Consider the following 15,112-nt stretch of genomic DNA (forward strand, 5'->3'; position numbering starts at 1 on the left):
ACTGAGATTCACCTCTCATTCATCAAATACCGGAAAGTCACCTTTCCGGTATTTTTTTATCTCATAATCAAGCTATCATGAGTCACATACCCCAAACACCACCACGACAATCAACATAGTGAAAAAACCATGTCTTTTAAACGTAATAAGTGGAAAAACATTGGAAAAACGCCAGACTATCGATTCTCATTGGCGAATGAAAGAACATTTCTAGCATGGATCAGAACCGCGTTAGCACTATTAGCGGGTGCTATTGCCATTGAACAGCTCCTACATGAGGCTGCCGCCCCTTGGCTAAGAACCTTATTAGCGGTTTTTCTTGCATCTGCGGGGGGGATTACCGCCATTATGGCTCTTTATCGCTGGCGACAAAACGAAATCGCTATGCGCAAAGAGGAGCCGTTACAATACACCTCCTTTCTTACTATGATGACGCTATTCATTACCGTCATTGCCGTCATTTCACTCTTCTATGTTCTGCTATAGGCACTATCATGCGTGATCCTGGTTTACAGCCGGAAAGAACACAACAAGCCTGGAGCCGTACTTTGCTCCTGTTAGCAATCAATGGGTTATTGTTCTTACGACTAGGGCTAATACAGTCGTCATGGCTAGCGTTATTAGGAGCTGTCATTGCAATCGCCCTACTGTGCTTAATTAGCTTCAAAAGGAGTATTTCAACAGCGTATCAAAATAGTGGACTTAAGATAGATAGCTCACTTTTTCTTTATATTACGGCTTTTGCTATTTTTACTATGTCCATCCTATTGATTGTGCACCTGTTGGTAGATAAATAATACTTACTATCCTACATACTCAAAATTATCTTTGGTTGTAAACTAAGCACCTTGGCTTTCCTTGGTCTGTTTTTTTACACACATTCCTAGGTTTATCGTACAATCCCTGATTATTTTTATTTCTATGAGGGGGAAATACGTATGGATAAACGTTTTCTTCAATCAAACAGGGAAGCTCGCTGGTCACTCTATCTGACGCTCGCCTATTTAGTTGGTTGGGTTATTTGTGCCTATCTTCCGAGTAATGCGATTGGCTTGACAGGTTTACCTTTATGGTTTGAATGGTCATGTCTCATCCTACCGGTCATTTTCATTTTACTGTGTATTATGATGGTCAAAATTATTTTTAAAGATATTCCGCTGGAGGATAGGGATGCAGACTGAAGTTCTACTACCTCTAATTGGTTATCTTGCACTCGTATTCTTGCTATCTGTGTACGCTTATCGCAAACGCACAAAGGGAGAATTCCTCAATGAGTATTTTTTAGGGAATCGCTCTATGGGGGGTTTTGTGCTCGCCATGACGATCACAGCAACCTATGTCAGCGCCAGTTCATTTATCGGTGGACCAGGAGCAGCCTATAAATATGGGCTAGGTTGGGTACTACTTGCCATGATCCAGCTTCCTGCTATCTGGCTATCACTGGGTGTACTAGGGAAAAAATTTGCCATCTTAGCTCGCCGATACAATGCAGTAACACTCAATGATATGCTTTATGCACGTTACCAAAGCCGCTTTTTAGTTGGGTTTGCAAGTATCAGTTTGCTCGTCGCCTTTTTCGGCGCAATGACCGTGCAATTTATTGGCGGTGCACGACTACTCGAAACCGCTGCGGGTATCCCTTATACCTATGGCTTAATGATTTTTGGTATCTCTATCGCACTCTATACCGCTATCGGTGGCTTTCGAGCTAGTGTGCTCAATGATGCCTTACAAGGCCTCGTTATGTTGTTAGGTACGGTTATTTTGCTTGTTGCGATCATTTACCATGCAGGTGGGCTTGGCGCGGCAGTCGAAAAAATTCAGGCCATTGACCCTAAACTGGTTTCCGTAGAAGGTGCCGATGATATTCTTAGTGGCCCTTTCCTTGCCTCTTTTTGGATTTTAGTCTGTTTTGGGGTGATTGGTTTGCCACACACGGCTGTACGCTGTATTTCCTACAAAGACAGTAAAGCCGTTCACCGTGGTATCGTAATAGGCACAATCGTGATGGCAATACTCATGTTTGGTATGCACTTTGCCGGAGCCTTAGGCCGCGCCGTCTTACCTGATCTCACTATTCCAGATCAGGTTATTCCAACATTGATGGTGCAAGTGCTACCACCTTTTGCGGCGGGTATTTTCTTAGCCGCACCAATGGCAGCAATCATGTCAACTATCAACGCACAGCTATTGCAGTCATCAGCTACGATTGTAAAAGATATCTATTTAAGCGCCGCCCCCGAACAAATTAAGAATGAGAAAAAGCTCTCCCGCATTTCGAGTTTTTCAACCTTAATACTCGGTATCTTGCTGCTGTTCGCGGCATGGGATCCCCCCAAAATGATCATTTGGCTCAACTTGCTGGCCTTTGGTGGACTGGAGGCAGTGTTTTTATGGCCACTGGTTTTAGGCCTATATTGGCAAAAAGCCAACAGCAAGGGAGCGATTAGCGGTATGATTGTAGGCGGCGTCTCTTATGCTCTACTGGCATCATTTAAAATCGAAATCATGGGGTTCCACGCCATCGTGCCTTCACTACTATTTAGCTTGATTGCTTTTATAATTGGTAATCTTTTCGGTAAAAATCCAGTACAATCGGCGCCCAATGAGCAGGCTACGCCCGCAAAAAATTAAGTTAAAAGAGAATAACTATGCCTTGGATACAACTCAGACTCAACTCAACAGGCCAACAAGCCGAAGCTCTCGGCGATGAACTTATTGAAAGTGGCGCAGTGTCAGTCACCTTTCAAGATAGTCATGATACCCCTGTTTTCGAACCGTTACCGGGAGAAACACGACTATGGGGCGATACGGATGTTATCGGCCTTTATGATGCTGAAACTGACATGAACATGGTTGTGGCACAACTTGAAAACAGCCCTCTGCTCGAAAAAGGTTTTGTTCACAAAATCGAGCAACTGGAAGATAAAGACTGGGAAAGAGAGTGGATGGACAATTTTCATCCTATGCGCTTTGGGCAACGCCTGTGGATCTGCCCAAGCTGGCGTGATGTTCCAGATCCTAACGCAGTCAATGTCATGTTAGACCCTGGCCTTGCCTTTGGTACAGGTACTCATCCAACAACGTCGTTATGTCTAGAGTGGCTGGATGGACTTGATCTTGAAGGTAAAACCGTCATCGATTTTGGTTGTGGATCCGGTATTCTTGCGATCGCCGCATTAAAATTAGGTGCTGCACAAGCTATCGGGATCGACATTGATCCACAGGCGATTATCGCAAGTCGTGATAATGCGGAGCGCAACGGTGTCTCAGAACGCCTATCACTCTACTTGCCTAAAGACCAGCCAAAAGAGCTACAAGCCGATGTCGTGGTCGCCAATATCTTAGCTGGCCCATTACGTGAGTTAGCGCCTATGATAAGCGTATTGCCTCGTACAGGAGGTTTATTAGGGCTTTCAGGTGTCCTTGCTACCCAAGCAGAAGGGGTGGCCGATGCTTATCGTCAACTGTTTGAGATAGACCCTATCGCTGAAAAAGATGAATGGTGTCGTATCACTGGTGTCAAGCGTTTTTGACAAATTTATAATAAAAATCAGTGAATAATTTCTTTGAAATTAGGGCAGGAATAGATTATCTTATAGCTCAAATATTGTTCAACTGCTGGTGATATTCTATCCTGCTTGAGATTTGAACGGACTAACAGCGGTTTTCGTGTGTTTTTTTACAAACACACCTAACCCATTGTTATAAAAGACTAATAGTTGTATTTTGAAAAAATCAAGATAAAAAAGTTAGTGATAAATAACGGTTTGCTCAAAGTTTGTCCTTTCATATCTCGAAAAAAATGCGTAATATACGCGCCCTTGCAGTCACAGTATGGCCCCCTTTAGTTATGCGAATCGGACAATATCAGTTGAGAAACTGTCTTATTGCTGCCCCCATGGCAGGCATTACGGATAGACCATTTAGGTCACTCTGTTATGACATGGGTGCGGGGATGACGGTATCAGAAATGCTTTCTTCTAACCCACAGGTTTGGAAGACTGACAAATCGAGACTAAGAATGATCCATCGCGATGAACCGGGGGTGCGTTCCGTTCAAATAGCTGGCAATGATCCCGATGAAATGGCTGCCGCGGCTCAGATTAATGTTGAGAGTGGTGCCCAGATCATTGATATCAATATGGGCTGTCCAGCTAAGAAAGTGAATCGTAAGTTGGCAGGCTCTGCACTCTTGCGCTATCCCGATTTGGTGAAGTCTATCCTGTCGGCAGTCGTAAAAGCAGTAGATGTGCCTGTTACACTGAAGATCCGCACAGGTTGGTCACCTGAAGAACGAAACTGCATAGAAATTGCCAAATTGGCCGAAGATTGTGGTATTCAAGCGCTGACCATTCACGGCAGGACCCGTGCCTGTTTGTTTAATGGTGAAGCTGAGTACGACAACATACGGGCAGTTAAGCAGACTGTTGCCATACCGGTTATCGCCAATGGTGACATTACTGACCCGCTTAAAGCCAGAGCTGTCTTAGATTACACGGGGGCTGATGCCCTAATGGTAGGACGAGCAGCTCAGGGAAGACCCTGGATCTTTCGGGAAATCCAGCATTATCTGGACACAGGTGAAATGTTGCCCCCCATGCCTATGGCAGAGGTGAAGCGCATTATGATTGCGCACGTACAGGAGTTGCACGACTTTTATGGTCAAGGCAAAGGAGCCCGTATAGCGCGCAAACATGTCTCTTGGTATTTAAAAGAGCATGCACCTGATGACCAGTTCCGGCGCTCATTCAACGCCATTGAGGACGCCAGCGAACAGCTGGAGGTGTTGGAAGCATTTTTTGAATATTTTGCGTAAATAAAGATAAGAGCTGACAGAACTATGTTCGAACAACGCGTAAATTCTGACGTACTAACCGTTGCTACTGTAAATTCACAAGATCAAGTAACTCAAAAACCATTGCGTGATTCAGTTAAGCAAGCACTGAAGAACTATTTTGCTCAATTAAACAATCAAGATGTTAATGATTTATATGAGCTGGTATTGGCTGAGGTAGAGCAGCCTTTGTTGGACATGGTTATGCAATATACCCGTGGAAACCAGACCCGTGCAGCCCTGATGATGGGTATCAACCGCGGTACTCTGCGTAAGAAGCTGAAAAAATACGGCATGAACTAATCCTAGTCGGTTAATGCAGTGTTTTTAGAAGCACTTTCTGGTTCTCAGGAAGTGCTTTTTTATTATGGTTAAAGCCATAGTAAAAAGGCACAGCAAAATTGCTGTGCCTTTGACAGTTAGCATAAAAGGAGATTAAACAATTAACGATATATTGGTAGCAAATTAAACTGAGCAAGTAGCTGGCAAATAATCCCTACAACCCCAAACACAATGACCGCATATATTAACCCCTTCCCTCCCCATACTTTAAACGTTGATTCAGGAAAACGCTCTCTAGCTTTAAGTGCCATCACCGCAGGACAAATAATCGCCCAAATACAGGCCGCCATACCGGCATAGGCAATTGCAACTAAAAACCCATTAGGGAATAACATGCAGAGTATTAATGGAGGTAAGAAGCAAAGTAGTGCAGATTTCATACGTCCGGAGCTGTTATCTTGGAAATTCAACGATGCTAAGATGTAGTCAAATAAACCGATTGCTACCCCTAAGAATGAGCAAAATACGGCGCTGATTGAAAACCACAATAAAAATGTCGCAATATGCTTGCTATTCAGAACTGCGTAAAGTGACTCAATAAAAGCATCAAGATTGCCACCTTTATTGATGATGGTTAAAAACTCTGTTCTAGGTAAATTTCCCATCGTTCCTAATACCCATAGGAAATAGAGAACAAGGGCAAGAATACAACCGATGACACAGCTTTTTACCACTTTTCTTTCATTTTCATGGTACAGCTTATATAAACTACACACATTACCATGGTAGCCAAAAGAAGTGATTGCATAAGGAATGATAATAAAGACAAACGGTAAAAGAGAGGTTTGTGTATCTCCTGTTGGAAGTTTTAAAAGTAAATCCGTTTTTACTACAAAGAAAAGACCTGAGAAAGCTAAGACAAATAATACTATTTTTATCAATAAGAATATTGATGTTAAACGGCTAGCTCCAATACCACTCCACCAAATAGTTGCACCTAATATTAACGTAAAAATAATAAATATAATTCTTAAATTAATATCGAAGCCATAAATGGAGGCTGATTCTTTAATTACAGATCCAGCAGCAGATATATACGCATAGATTAAAATATAGAGAACAAAAATCAATGCTGCATTTGCAATATAACAGGCCCATTTAGGTAATAGTTCTTTTGATATAAAAAAGTAATTTGTTCCTGCTCCATATTTAGAAATACATTCGAGAATATATATCCCTGAATGAAACATAAAAAAACAAACAACGAATAGAACAATGACTGAATTTATAAACCATGCTCCTGCCATAATTGTGGGTAAGCTAAACATGCCCGCCCCTATCATAGCGCCACCGAGCACAAAGCCCCCTACCAATATGGAGGGTTCCTTCTTCTCTGACGAATTATTCATGGTTATTCACCTTAAAAATAAGGGTAAAGTTCCCGCATTGCACGGGAACCTGAAGTATTGACTATTATTTAATAGGTTTTAATCTAGCGGTAAAATGCCTTAATACGGGTGGCTCATATTCAAAATCCAGCCCTTTTAACGTTGCAAATCTATCTTTAAGGCCAATCAAGGCATCTGCGATATAGTCCATATGGTCGTTGGTATAAACACGCCTTGCTATAGTGAGTCGCATGAACTCCATATCAGCATGTTTCTGTTTCCCTGTTTCAGGGTCACGACCAAGTAAAAATGAACCAATTTCAACAGCACGAACACCGGACTCAAGATAAAGTGCATTAATCACTGCTTGGGCTGGAAATTGCTCGCTCGGTATTTGTGGAACTAACTTTTTACAATCAACAAATACCGCATGTCCCCCTGTAGGGTACTGAATAGGGATCCCCCCTTCACGTAAGCGATCACCTAAGTATCTCACTTGACCAATACGATAATGTAGATAATCCTCCCTAGTTCCTTCTTCAAGCCCTTGTACCATCGCCGCTATATCGCGTCCGGCTAAACCGCCATAAGTGACAAACCCCTCCATTGGAACACAGCGTTGCCTTGCTAAGGTGAAAATATTTTCATCATCTTTAATAGCAACTAAGCCACCAATATTTAATAGCGGGTCTTTCTTCGCAGACATGGTTAATGCATCGGCATATTTGTACATGTCAAAAATAACTTCTTTGATTGTGGCATCTTTATATTTTGGATCACGCTCTTTAATAAAATAGGCATTTTCACAAAAACGAGCGGAATCCATGACAACAAAGATATTATGCTGCTTAGCGATTTCATAGACTTCTTTTAAATTCGCCATAGAAACGGGCTGACCACCAGCACTATTACAAGTGACGGTAGAAACAATCGCGACAACGTTTTCAGCCCCATATTTAGCAATATTATCTTTTAACTTCTGAATATCAAAATTACCTTTCCAGTCATCATATGTTTCCGAATCGTAAGCCTTTTCGGTGACAATATTAATCGCTTTACACCCATTTAATTCAACATGTGCGGCTGTTGTATCAAAATGGAAATTAGAAATAAAGACTGGATTCTTAGCCCCTCCCTCCTGTTGTTTAGCTTTCAATAATACGGGGAACAACATATTTTCTGCACCACGCCCTTGGTGAGCAGGAATAGTGTAATCGTAGCCAAACATCTCTTTAACTTTATTTTTTAAATCATAATAGTTACGAGACCCTGCATACGCTTCATCCCCTGTGATCATCGCGGCCCACTGCTGATCACTCATTGCGTTAGTACCGGAATCGGTTAATAAATCAATATATACAGCACTACTCGGTAATAAGAATGGATTGTAGCCAGCTTCTTTTAATGCAGCTTCTCGCTCTTCCCTAGATGGAATACGAATATTTTCTACCATTTTAATACGGAACGGTTCTACGATTCTTTTAGCCATGATAATACCTTTAATTTTCATTAAATAATAAAAACAGAAATTCGTACTTATTATGAGTAATAAGATAACGATTAATTAAGAGAAAACGTTGGAATTATCGATGAGGAAAAAAGAAGGCTAAAGGAATATCAATATTGAACCATTTCTTCATATAGAAGAAACTCCTCGATATTACTAGCTTATGTAATGATAACATACTATGCCTCCTCAATTAAGGGATTAGTACTACCGTCGAGCTTAGATATATAACAACTATTTGGTTATTTTAATCTCTGTTGTCATTATATTATACACGCATCACAATATTGAATAATTTATCGACAACAACATGACGCTCATCACATTATTTATTGAAATCCAAAACCCGTAAAAATAAAAGCAACACACTGAATTTTATAACAATTTAATAAAAACATTAACAAGGAAATTTTATTATAGCTTGTTAAGATTTAAGTTTATTTTATTAAATTAAAGTAACATCTTACTTAAGTTAAAATAGATTTAAGTCAAATGAAATCAATAAAAATACCTTATGTCACTTAATAAAGTTTGGGATACGTTATTCATTATTTTTTATGTTTTGGCAAACTTCCCCCTTAATAAAACACCAAGTTCACCTATTATTGAGTCTGAAAAATAGTGTGTTTGTTCCCTGCATTACTCACGCCATAAGCTTTAAACGGCCTTTTGGTTGATGGAATAGCCAACTCAACCAATCAATTCGATCGATTTGCTTTCCGTACAACTCACCAATTTATTGCCACTTTTAAAATTTTTTCAAAAAATATTGCTATTTTTAATAACTTTCAAGAGTAAAAAAGAATACTAAATCAGATGCTATCAATCGAACCCTACTTTTGGGCTAACATACCGATAATCATACTCGGATAAAGTGGCATAAAAGTACTGCCCCCCATACGTAGAGCCTATCTTATTTATTAATATTTCACTATTATAGTCAGGGCGTGTTATGCACCTAATAAAAATTAGACTTTACTAATAAAATTCAGGTAATTACAGTGTTTCTTATTTTGAATAGCATTACGGTACTTTAATACACTTTTTTGTCACAATGATGCAGGTTTGCTGGTAAACTTGGGCAAACCGCCGATTAGGTATGGTAACAACTGAAGATTAACGGATTCTTCTAACACCTTATTATTAATAAAATAATCACGATGACTTCACAACCAGCATACAAGCAAATTCAATCTTATATTCTGCGTAGTATTGATTTAGGTATCTTCAAACCTGAAACTCAAATACCCACAGAGCTAGAGCTTTGCGCCCAATTTAATGTCAGCCGCATGACGGTGAATAAAGCCATTTCTGAGCTAAGCCAAAAAGGTATTCTGAATCGTATTGCTGGGAAAGGCACCTTTGTTGCGACCCAAAAGCATGAGCTGCCTGTAACCAAAGCTTTTGATATTTTTGATGAAATATCATTAAGCGGTAATAAATATAGCGGTCATCAATTACAACTTAAAATTATTACTGCTTCGCCTGAAATTGCGTTACAACTTGGAGTGATGGAAGGAAGTGATATCGGCTATTGCAAGGTACTCCATTTTGAAAATGACATTCCTTTGATGCTTGAGGAGCGTTATGTCAATCACGCTATCGTTCCTGATTTCGTCAAACAACACTTTGGCGATACAGAAACACCAAGTGGATACTTGCAGCGGCATTTTCCCGTTAGTGAAATGGAGCATACCATCGAAGCCGCTTTAGCGACTAAGGCCATTGCCCAATCCCTCTCTATTAAAGAAGGTTCCCCCTGCTTACAACTTAGCCGCCGTACCTGGACAGGCTCTATTTTAATTAGTTATGTCAATATGATAACAGCAGGCTCTCGTTACAAATTAAAGTTACATTCACGCATTGATACCCCATAACACATAAACAAAAAAATGGGGCAAATTCACAAAATGCCCCAAAGCGACTGATAAAATAAAGCACAACCACACCCGCGCTTCTATTGGCGGGAATACATCACAACAAAACCAGTTACATCCCTTGATAAATTGGCCCTTCTCCCCCTTGTGGTGCTGTCCAACAGATATTTTGTGTTGGGTCTTTGATATCGCACGCCTTACAATGCAAACAGTTTTGCGCATTGATTTGTAACTTTGGTTGTTCTTTTTCACTCACTATTTCATAGACCCCCGCGGGGCAATAACGGGTCTCTGGTGCCGCATATCGAGATAAATTAACGCTAATAGGTATTTGACTATCCTGTAATTTTAAGTGGCACGGCTGTTCTTCTTCATGATTAGTGTTTGATAGAAATACCGACGAAGGCTTATCAAAAGTCAAAATGCCATCCGGCTTGGAGTATTCAATCGGTTGAAAGTTTTTAGCCTCTTGCAAACTTTCATGGTCTGCTTGCTTTAGCTTTAACGTCCACGGTGTACGCCCCTTTAAAAGCAGCTGTTCTGCACCAAATAATAACGACCCTAAGTACAAACCTTTTTTCATATAGGGTTTGAAATTACGAGTTTGGTATAACTCACGATAGAGCCAACTCTGTGCAAATTTTTGACGATATTGTGTTTTAAATTCCGCATAATCGATAGATTGATCGCGCATTGATTCGAACAGGGCTTCTGCCGCAAGTGCACCGCTTTTCACTGCACAGTGACTACCTTTGATCCGAGCCGCATTCAAAAAGCCTGCATCATCACCAATCAATGCTCCTCCAGGAAAGCTCAGTTCTGGTAATGCGGAAAGTCCTCCAGCAACCAAGGTTCTAGCCCCATAACTCACTCGTTCGCCACCTTGTAAAAAAGCGCTAAACGCTGGGTGAGTTTTGAGACGTTGGAATTCATCAAACGGTGATAAATAAGGATTTTCGTAGTTCAGCCCTACCACTAAACCAACAGCAACCAGATTTTCACCATAATGATAAGCGAAGCCGCCACCATAAGTATTATTATCTAAAGGCCAACCAATTGAATGAACAACCAAACCGGCTTGATGCTGCTCTTTAGGTATTTGCCAAATTTCCTTTAATCCAAGACCATAGGTTTGCTTTCCACGGCCAGCTGATAAGTCAAAATGTTCAATAAGTTGCTTCCCTAATTGCCCACGGCACCCTTCTGCAAAAAACGTCATTTTTGCTAATAAATTCATGCCCGGTTGATACATTGAGGTTGGATTACCTGATTTATCAAGCCCCATATCCCCCGTCGTCACCCCTATCACTGAGCCTGACTCGCTGTATATAACTTCTGTTGCCGCAAAGCCCGCAAATACGTCGACCCCGAGCTGTTCGGCTTGTGATGCTAAGGCGGAACATACCCGCCCTAGACTACCAATTACATTTCCTTCATTTTTTAAACTGGTTGGTAACAGAGCAAGTGGTAACCGGTTCGCTTTATGCTCTTTTAGGAGCAAAAAGCGATCTTCAGTGACTGCCGTTAAGTCACTGGAGACAAAGTGCTGCCAGTCGGGTAGTAGCTCATCAAGGGCACGGGGGTCGATCACGGCACCCGATAGAATATGCGCTCCAATTTCAGCACCTTTATCGATCAGACAGACAGATAATTCACTGTTTTTTTCTAAGGCAAGTTGCTTTAAGCGGATTGCCGCAGATAGTCCCGCAGGTCCACCACCGACAATCAGGACATCAAATTCCATCGATTCGCGCTCTGGAGCCTCATTGATATTGACACTATTGTCGATAGTCATATTTCCCCCTAATTAGGCTAATGCTTTATCTAATTCAGGTAAGATCTCAAACAGATCACCAACAATGCCGTAGTCCGCAACTTGGAAAATAGGAGCTTCTGGATCTTGATTGATTGCGACGATCACCTTGCTCTCTTTCATGCCAGCAATATGTTGGATCGCCCCAGAAATTCCAACGGCAATATAGAGATCGGGGGCAACAATCTTACCTGTTTGTCCAACCTGATAATCATTCGGCACATAACCTGCATCAACAGCAGCCCTTGATGCCCCAACCGCAGCCCCTAATTTGTCGGCAATGGTTTCAAGCAAAGCAAAGTTTTCACCAGAACTTAGCCCTCTTCCCCCCGATATCACCACTTTTGCCGAACTAAGCTCAGCACGGCTCATTTGGGTTAAAGATTGGCTTTTCAGTTGAGATAATGGGTTAAAACTGTTTGCACAATAATCTTCGATGGCAGCCGCCGGCTGAGTTTCCGTCGTAGCAGAAAAAGCAGAGCTACGAATTGTTAACACCACTTGGTTCCCATTATTTTGTACTGTGGCTAATGCGTTGCCCGCATAAATAGGACGCACAAAGGTTTGTGCATCAATAACGTCAGTAATATCGGAAATCTGTGCAACACCTAGCGTTGCCGCTACACGTGGAGCAACATTTTTACCGTAAGTGGTCGCGGGAAAAACTAAATGACTGTAATGTTTAGCTATCGAAACCACTGAGTCAGTCACAGTTTCTGCGAGTTGATGAGTAAGCTCTACATGGTCGATAAGGATCACTTTTTCGACCCCTGCAATGCTAGCCGCCTGCTCTGCAACCCTAGCGCATTGGCTACCAGCAACGAGTAGATGCAATTGCCCTTGCCCTGCAAGGATCTGTTTAGCCGCTGTCACGCTATGGTATGTTGACGATTTAATAGTTTGGTTGTCATGTTCTACCACAACTAATACTGATAATTGGCTCATGGCGCTCTCCCCGATTAGATAACTTCTTTAGCTTGCAGTTCACTGACTAATGCTTTGACATCATTAAATAATGTGCATTGTCCTGTACGTTTTTTCGGCTCCGTAACCATCAATGTTTTTACTTGCCCTAATGGCGTAAAATCCAGCTCTGAAATATCGCGAACTTCAAGCGGTTTTTTCTTTGCTTTCATGATATTAGGGAGGGTTGCATAGCGAGGTTCATTTAAACGTAAATCGGTTGTCACTACCGCTGGTAACGCTAATGTTAATGTTTCTAATCCACCATCAATTTCACGAGTGACTTGCAGTGATGTACCATCAATTTCAATCAAGGAAGCAAACGTCGCTTGCCCACACTTAAGAAGTGCAGCCAACATTTGCCCTGTTTGGTTGCAGTCATTATCAATAGCCTGTTTACCAAGCAAAATTAAGTCCGGCTGCTCTGAAACCACCACCTGCTGCAATAAGCGAGCAATATCCAGTGGCTCTAACACTAAATCACTCGGCTTCTGAACCAAAATGGCTCTGTCGGCACCCATCGCCATCGCGCTACGCAGCGTTTCCTGTGAGTGAGCATCACCGATTGATACAACAACCACTTCATCCGCTTTTCCAGCTTCTTTTAGGCGCACCGCTTCTTCAACGGCAATTTCATCAAACGGGTTGATTGCCATTTTGACATTCGTTAATTCGACGCCTGAACCATCCGCTTTTACTCGTACTTTGACGTTGTGGTCAATAACTCTTTTAACAGCCACTAAAATTTTCATAATTACTCCTAATTACTCTCTGCCAGAAAGTGTTTTTCAGGCTGAGGGGAGCCTTAGCAGTGAATATTCACTGCTATCATCCCCTCTTATTTTTGTTTTAACGTGATTTGTTAATTAGCTGATTTGCTGTCCAGTATTTCATTTGACGACGGCAGTATTAGCCTATCTGCAACGGACATTGGCCATATTTTAATCGCAGCATAGTAGATAATACTGGTGGCAACGAGGCCCACAATCCATGAGATATCAACGCCTCCCAGCTTCTCTACTAATGGTCCGGTGTAAAAACCTGTCGCAATGAAAGGCAATTGAATCATAACGCCAATCACATAAGTGATGATGCCAACTTTATTCCAGCGCCCATAACGACCATTCGGGTTCGATAGCTGAGGCACGTCATAACGACCTTTCGTTACCCAGTAGTAGTCAACAAGGTTGATTGCGCTCCATGGGGTAAAAAATGCCAGTAAGAACAGTAGGAAAGCTGAAAATAGTTTTAGGAATGAATGTTGCCCAGCTAAGCCCAGAGCCGTTGAGAAGCTGACCATCAATATGATGAAAAACAGCCTTTGCCTGCGAGAAATTTGCTGCTTGCCACGGAAACCACAGAAGATGGCTGCCATCGACATAAAGCTACCGTACGCGTTTAGTGCAGTGATCGTCACCTTACCAAAGAAAATGCTGATATAGAGCAGCGCGGCAATAAGCCCTGTGCTACCCAGACCAACAATATAAGCCACTTCATGACCTGCGAATGCGTTACCGGCTAAAGCAGCAGCGAAGACGCCTAGGATCATAGATGCTTGAGTGCCAATCACCGTTCCCGAACCTACCGCTAAGAACGCTTTGATTGTCGGCGTTTTGGTAGGTAGATAACGAGAGTAATCGGCAACATAAGGGCCAAATGCAATTTGCCATGATGCTGAGAGTGACATTGCAAGTAAGAAATTGGTCCACGTGAAATGACGGTTTTCTAATAAAACCGAAACGTCATTCATATAAAACAAGCGGAAAAATAGATAAAAGAATGCAACTACACCGATCACACTGGCCGCTTTACCTAGCATATGGATGATACGATAGCCACAGATCGTAATCGCGATGATCACAGCACCGAAGATCAAGATACCGACCCAATCACTAACATTGAGCAATTGCCCAACGGCCTGACCCGCTAATACTGTGCCACTCGCTGAAAAGCCAACATACATCATGCACACAAGAAGGATCGGGATCACCGCGCCATAGACACCAAACTGAACACGGCTTGAGATCATCTGTGGTAACCCTAACTTTGGCCCTTGAACAGCATGCAGTGCCATCACTGCACCACCAAGTAGTTGCCCGATAAACAAACCAATTAATGACCAAAATACATCGCCACCTAACACGACAGCGAGTGCCCCAGTCACGATAGCGGTAATCTGTAAGTTTGCCCCAAACCAGAGAGTAAATTGACTTGATAATGTGCCATGCCGTTCTGATTCAGGGATATAGTCAATAGAGCGTGCTTCGATTAAAGGAACATTATCCTGCCGATGTTTTTTATCTGCGATTATGTCGTTTGAAACTGTCATGGTAACTCCTCTTTAAGCAAGGCTTGGCTTAAAGAATGGACCAATTTGTCGCAATGGTTGTCGTAGGATACAGCCATGAGACGTTAAGACGGATGTTATTGTTGTTTTATAAACTA

14 protein-coding genes are annotated in these 15,112 nt (G+C 41.9%); 8 read left to right on the forward strand and 6 right to left on the reverse strand.

The features are described from left to right. The first annotated feature begins 129 nt into the window (after positions 1-129). The 7 genes from I3B46_RS18130 to fis all read left to right on the forward strand — a co-directional run bounded on the left by I3B46_RS18130 (position 130) and on the right by fis (position 5,140). Positions 130-486 (forward strand): YidH family protein, encoded by a 357-nt coding sequence (locus I3B46_RS18130; RefSeq protein ID WP_004925566.1) that lies wholly within the window; start codon positions 130-132, stop codon positions 484-486. A gap of 8 nt (positions 487-494) precedes the next feature. Further along, positions 495-797, forward strand: coding sequence for a DUF202 domain-containing protein (locus I3B46_RS18135; protein WP_004925569.1), 303 nt, complete (start codon positions 495-497; stop codon positions 795-797). Between the two features lie 141 nt (positions 798-938). Continuing rightward, entirely contained in the window at positions 939-1,181 is a 243-nt protein-coding gene (locus I3B46_RS18140; protein ID WP_004925572.1) for a YhdT family protein, read from the forward strand. Continuing rightward, positions 1,171-2,634 carry a sodium/pantothenate symporter gene (gene panF / locus I3B46_RS18145; protein WP_004925575.1) on the forward strand — a complete coding sequence of 488 codons (1,464 nt, stop codon included), beginning with the start codon at positions 1,171-1,173 and terminating at the stop codon, positions 2,632-2,634. The genes I3B46_RS18140 and panF overlap by 11 nt, the downstream gene beginning before the upstream one ends. A gap of 17 nt (positions 2,635-2,651) precedes the next feature. Next, positions 2,652-3,536 (forward strand): 50S ribosomal protein L11 methyltransferase, encoded by an 885-nt coding sequence (prmA, locus tag I3B46_RS18150; protein ID WP_004925579.1) that lies wholly within the window; start codon positions 2,652-2,654, stop codon positions 3,534-3,536. A gap of 317 nt (positions 3,537-3,853) precedes the next feature. Beyond that, the gene (gene dusB / locus I3B46_RS18155; protein WP_014657558.1) at positions 3,854-4,819 is read left to right on the forward strand and encodes a tRNA dihydrouridine synthase DusB; all 966 of its coding nucleotides are present in this window, start codon (positions 3,854-3,856) and stop codon (positions 4,817-4,819) included. A 24-nt stretch (positions 4,820-4,843) separates the two neighbouring features. Then, complete coding sequence (gene fis, locus I3B46_RS18160; RefSeq protein WP_004258438.1) at positions 4,844-5,140, forward strand: DNA-binding transcriptional regulator Fis; 297 nt, start codon at positions 4,844-4,846, stop codon at positions 5,138-5,140. A 140-nt stretch (positions 5,141-5,280) separates the two neighbouring features. On the opposite strand, the gene I3B46_RS18165 is transcribed toward fis, so the two are convergent. Further along, entirely contained in the window at positions 5,281-6,528 is a 1,248-nt protein-coding gene (locus I3B46_RS18165; protein ID WP_036943041.1) for an aromatic amino acid transporter, read from the reverse strand. A gap of 64 nt (positions 6,529-6,592) precedes the next feature. Next, positions 6,593-7,996, reverse strand: coding sequence for a tryptophanase (locus I3B46_RS18170; RefSeq protein ID WP_014657544.1), 1,404 nt, complete (start codon positions 7,994-7,996; stop codon positions 6,593-6,595). A 1,178-nt stretch (positions 7,997-9,174) separates the two neighbouring features. Between I3B46_RS18170 and I3B46_RS18175 the strand changes: the two genes are divergently transcribed. Further along, entirely contained in the window at positions 9,175-9,891 is a 717-nt protein-coding gene (locus tag I3B46_RS18175; RefSeq protein WP_004925662.1) for a UTRA domain-containing protein, read from the forward strand. Positions 9,892-10,003: 112 nt separating this feature from the next. Here the strand turns inward: I3B46_RS18175 and I3B46_RS18180 are convergent, their stop codons facing one another. The 4 genes from I3B46_RS18180 to I3B46_RS18195 all read right to left on the reverse strand — a co-directional run bounded on the left by I3B46_RS18180 (position 10,004) and on the right by I3B46_RS18195 (position 14,996). Further along, positions 10,004-11,686 carry an electron transfer flavoprotein-ubiquinone oxidoreductase gene (locus tag I3B46_RS18180; RefSeq protein ID WP_104873207.1) on the reverse strand — a complete coding sequence of 561 codons (1,683 nt, stop codon included), beginning with the start codon at positions 11,684-11,686 and terminating at the stop codon, positions 10,004-10,006. 12 nt (positions 11,687-11,698) lie between these two features. Continuing rightward, positions 11,699-12,649, reverse strand: coding sequence for an electron transfer flavoprotein subunit alpha/FixB family protein (locus tag I3B46_RS18185; RefSeq protein WP_004925668.1), 951 nt, complete (start codon positions 12,647-12,649; stop codon positions 11,699-11,701). Between the two features lie 14 nt (positions 12,650-12,663). Next, positions 12,664-13,419: an electron transfer flavoprotein subunit beta/FixA family protein gene (locus I3B46_RS18190; protein ID WP_040132462.1), complete on the reverse strand. Its 756-nt coding sequence runs from the start codon at positions 13,417-13,419 to the stop codon at positions 12,664-12,666. Positions 13,420-13,529: 110 nt separating this feature from the next. Next, a complete protein-coding gene (locus I3B46_RS18195) occupies positions 13,530-14,996 on the reverse strand; it encodes a purine-cytosine permease family protein (protein ID WP_004925674.1) in 1,467 nt (488 codons plus the stop codon). Between the last annotated feature and the right edge of the window lie 116 nt (positions 14,997-15,112).

The sequence above is a fragment of the Providencia sp. 2.29 genome (assembly GCF_015832305.1).
Lineage (GTDB): Bacteria > Pseudomonadota > Gammaproteobacteria > Enterobacterales > Enterobacteriaceae > Providencia > Providencia stuartii.

Excerpts from the sequence above, each read along its gene's own strand:
- I3B46_RS18130 (WP_004925566.1), top strand. The coding sequence starts at position 130 with ATGTCTTTTAAACGTAATAAGTGGAAAAACATTGGAAAAACGCCAGAC.
- I3B46_RS18135 (WP_004925569.1), top strand. The coding sequence starts at position 495 with ATGCGTGATCCTGGTTTACAGCCGGAAAGAACACAACAAGCCTGGAGC.
- I3B46_RS18140 (WP_004925572.1), top strand. The coding sequence starts at position 939 with ATGGATAAACGTTTTCTTCAATCAAACAGGGAAGCTCGCTGGTCACTC.
- panF (WP_004925575.1), top strand. The coding sequence starts at position 1,171 with ATGCAGACTGAAGTTCTACTACCTCTAATTGGTTATCTTGCACTCGTA.
- prmA (WP_004925579.1), top strand. The coding sequence starts at position 2,652 with ATGCCTTGGATACAACTCAGACTCAACTCAACAGGCCAACAAGCCGAA.
- dusB (WP_014657558.1), top strand. The coding sequence starts at position 3,854 with ATGCGAATCGGACAATATCAGTTGAGAAACTGTCTTATTGCTGCCCCC.
- fis (WP_004258438.1), top strand. The coding sequence starts at position 4,844 with ATGTTCGAACAACGCGTAAATTCTGACGTACTAACCGTTGCTACTGTA.
- I3B46_RS18165 (WP_036943041.1), bottom strand. The coding sequence starts at position 6,528 with ATGAATAATTCGTCAGAGAAGAAGGAACCCTCCATATTGGTAGGGGGC.
- I3B46_RS18170 (WP_014657544.1), bottom strand. The coding sequence starts at position 7,996 with ATGGCTAAAAGAATCGTAGAACCGTTCCGTATTAAAATGGTAGAAAAT.
- I3B46_RS18175 (WP_004925662.1), top strand. The coding sequence starts at position 9,175 with ATGACTTCACAACCAGCATACAAGCAAATTCAATCTTATATTCTGCGT.
- I3B46_RS18180 (WP_104873207.1), bottom strand. The coding sequence starts at position 11,686 with ATGACTATCGACAATAGTGTCAATATCAATGAGGCTCCAGAGCGCGAA.
- I3B46_RS18185 (WP_004925668.1), bottom strand. The coding sequence starts at position 12,649 with ATGAGCCAATTATCAGTATTAGTTGTGGTAGAACATGACAACCAAACT.
- I3B46_RS18190 (WP_040132462.1), bottom strand. The coding sequence starts at position 13,419 with ATGAAAATTTTAGTGGCTGTTAAAAGAGTTATTGACCACAACGTCAAA.
- I3B46_RS18195 (WP_004925674.1), bottom strand. The coding sequence starts at position 14,996 with ATGACAGTTTCAAACGACATAATCGCAGATAAAAAACATCGGCAGGAT.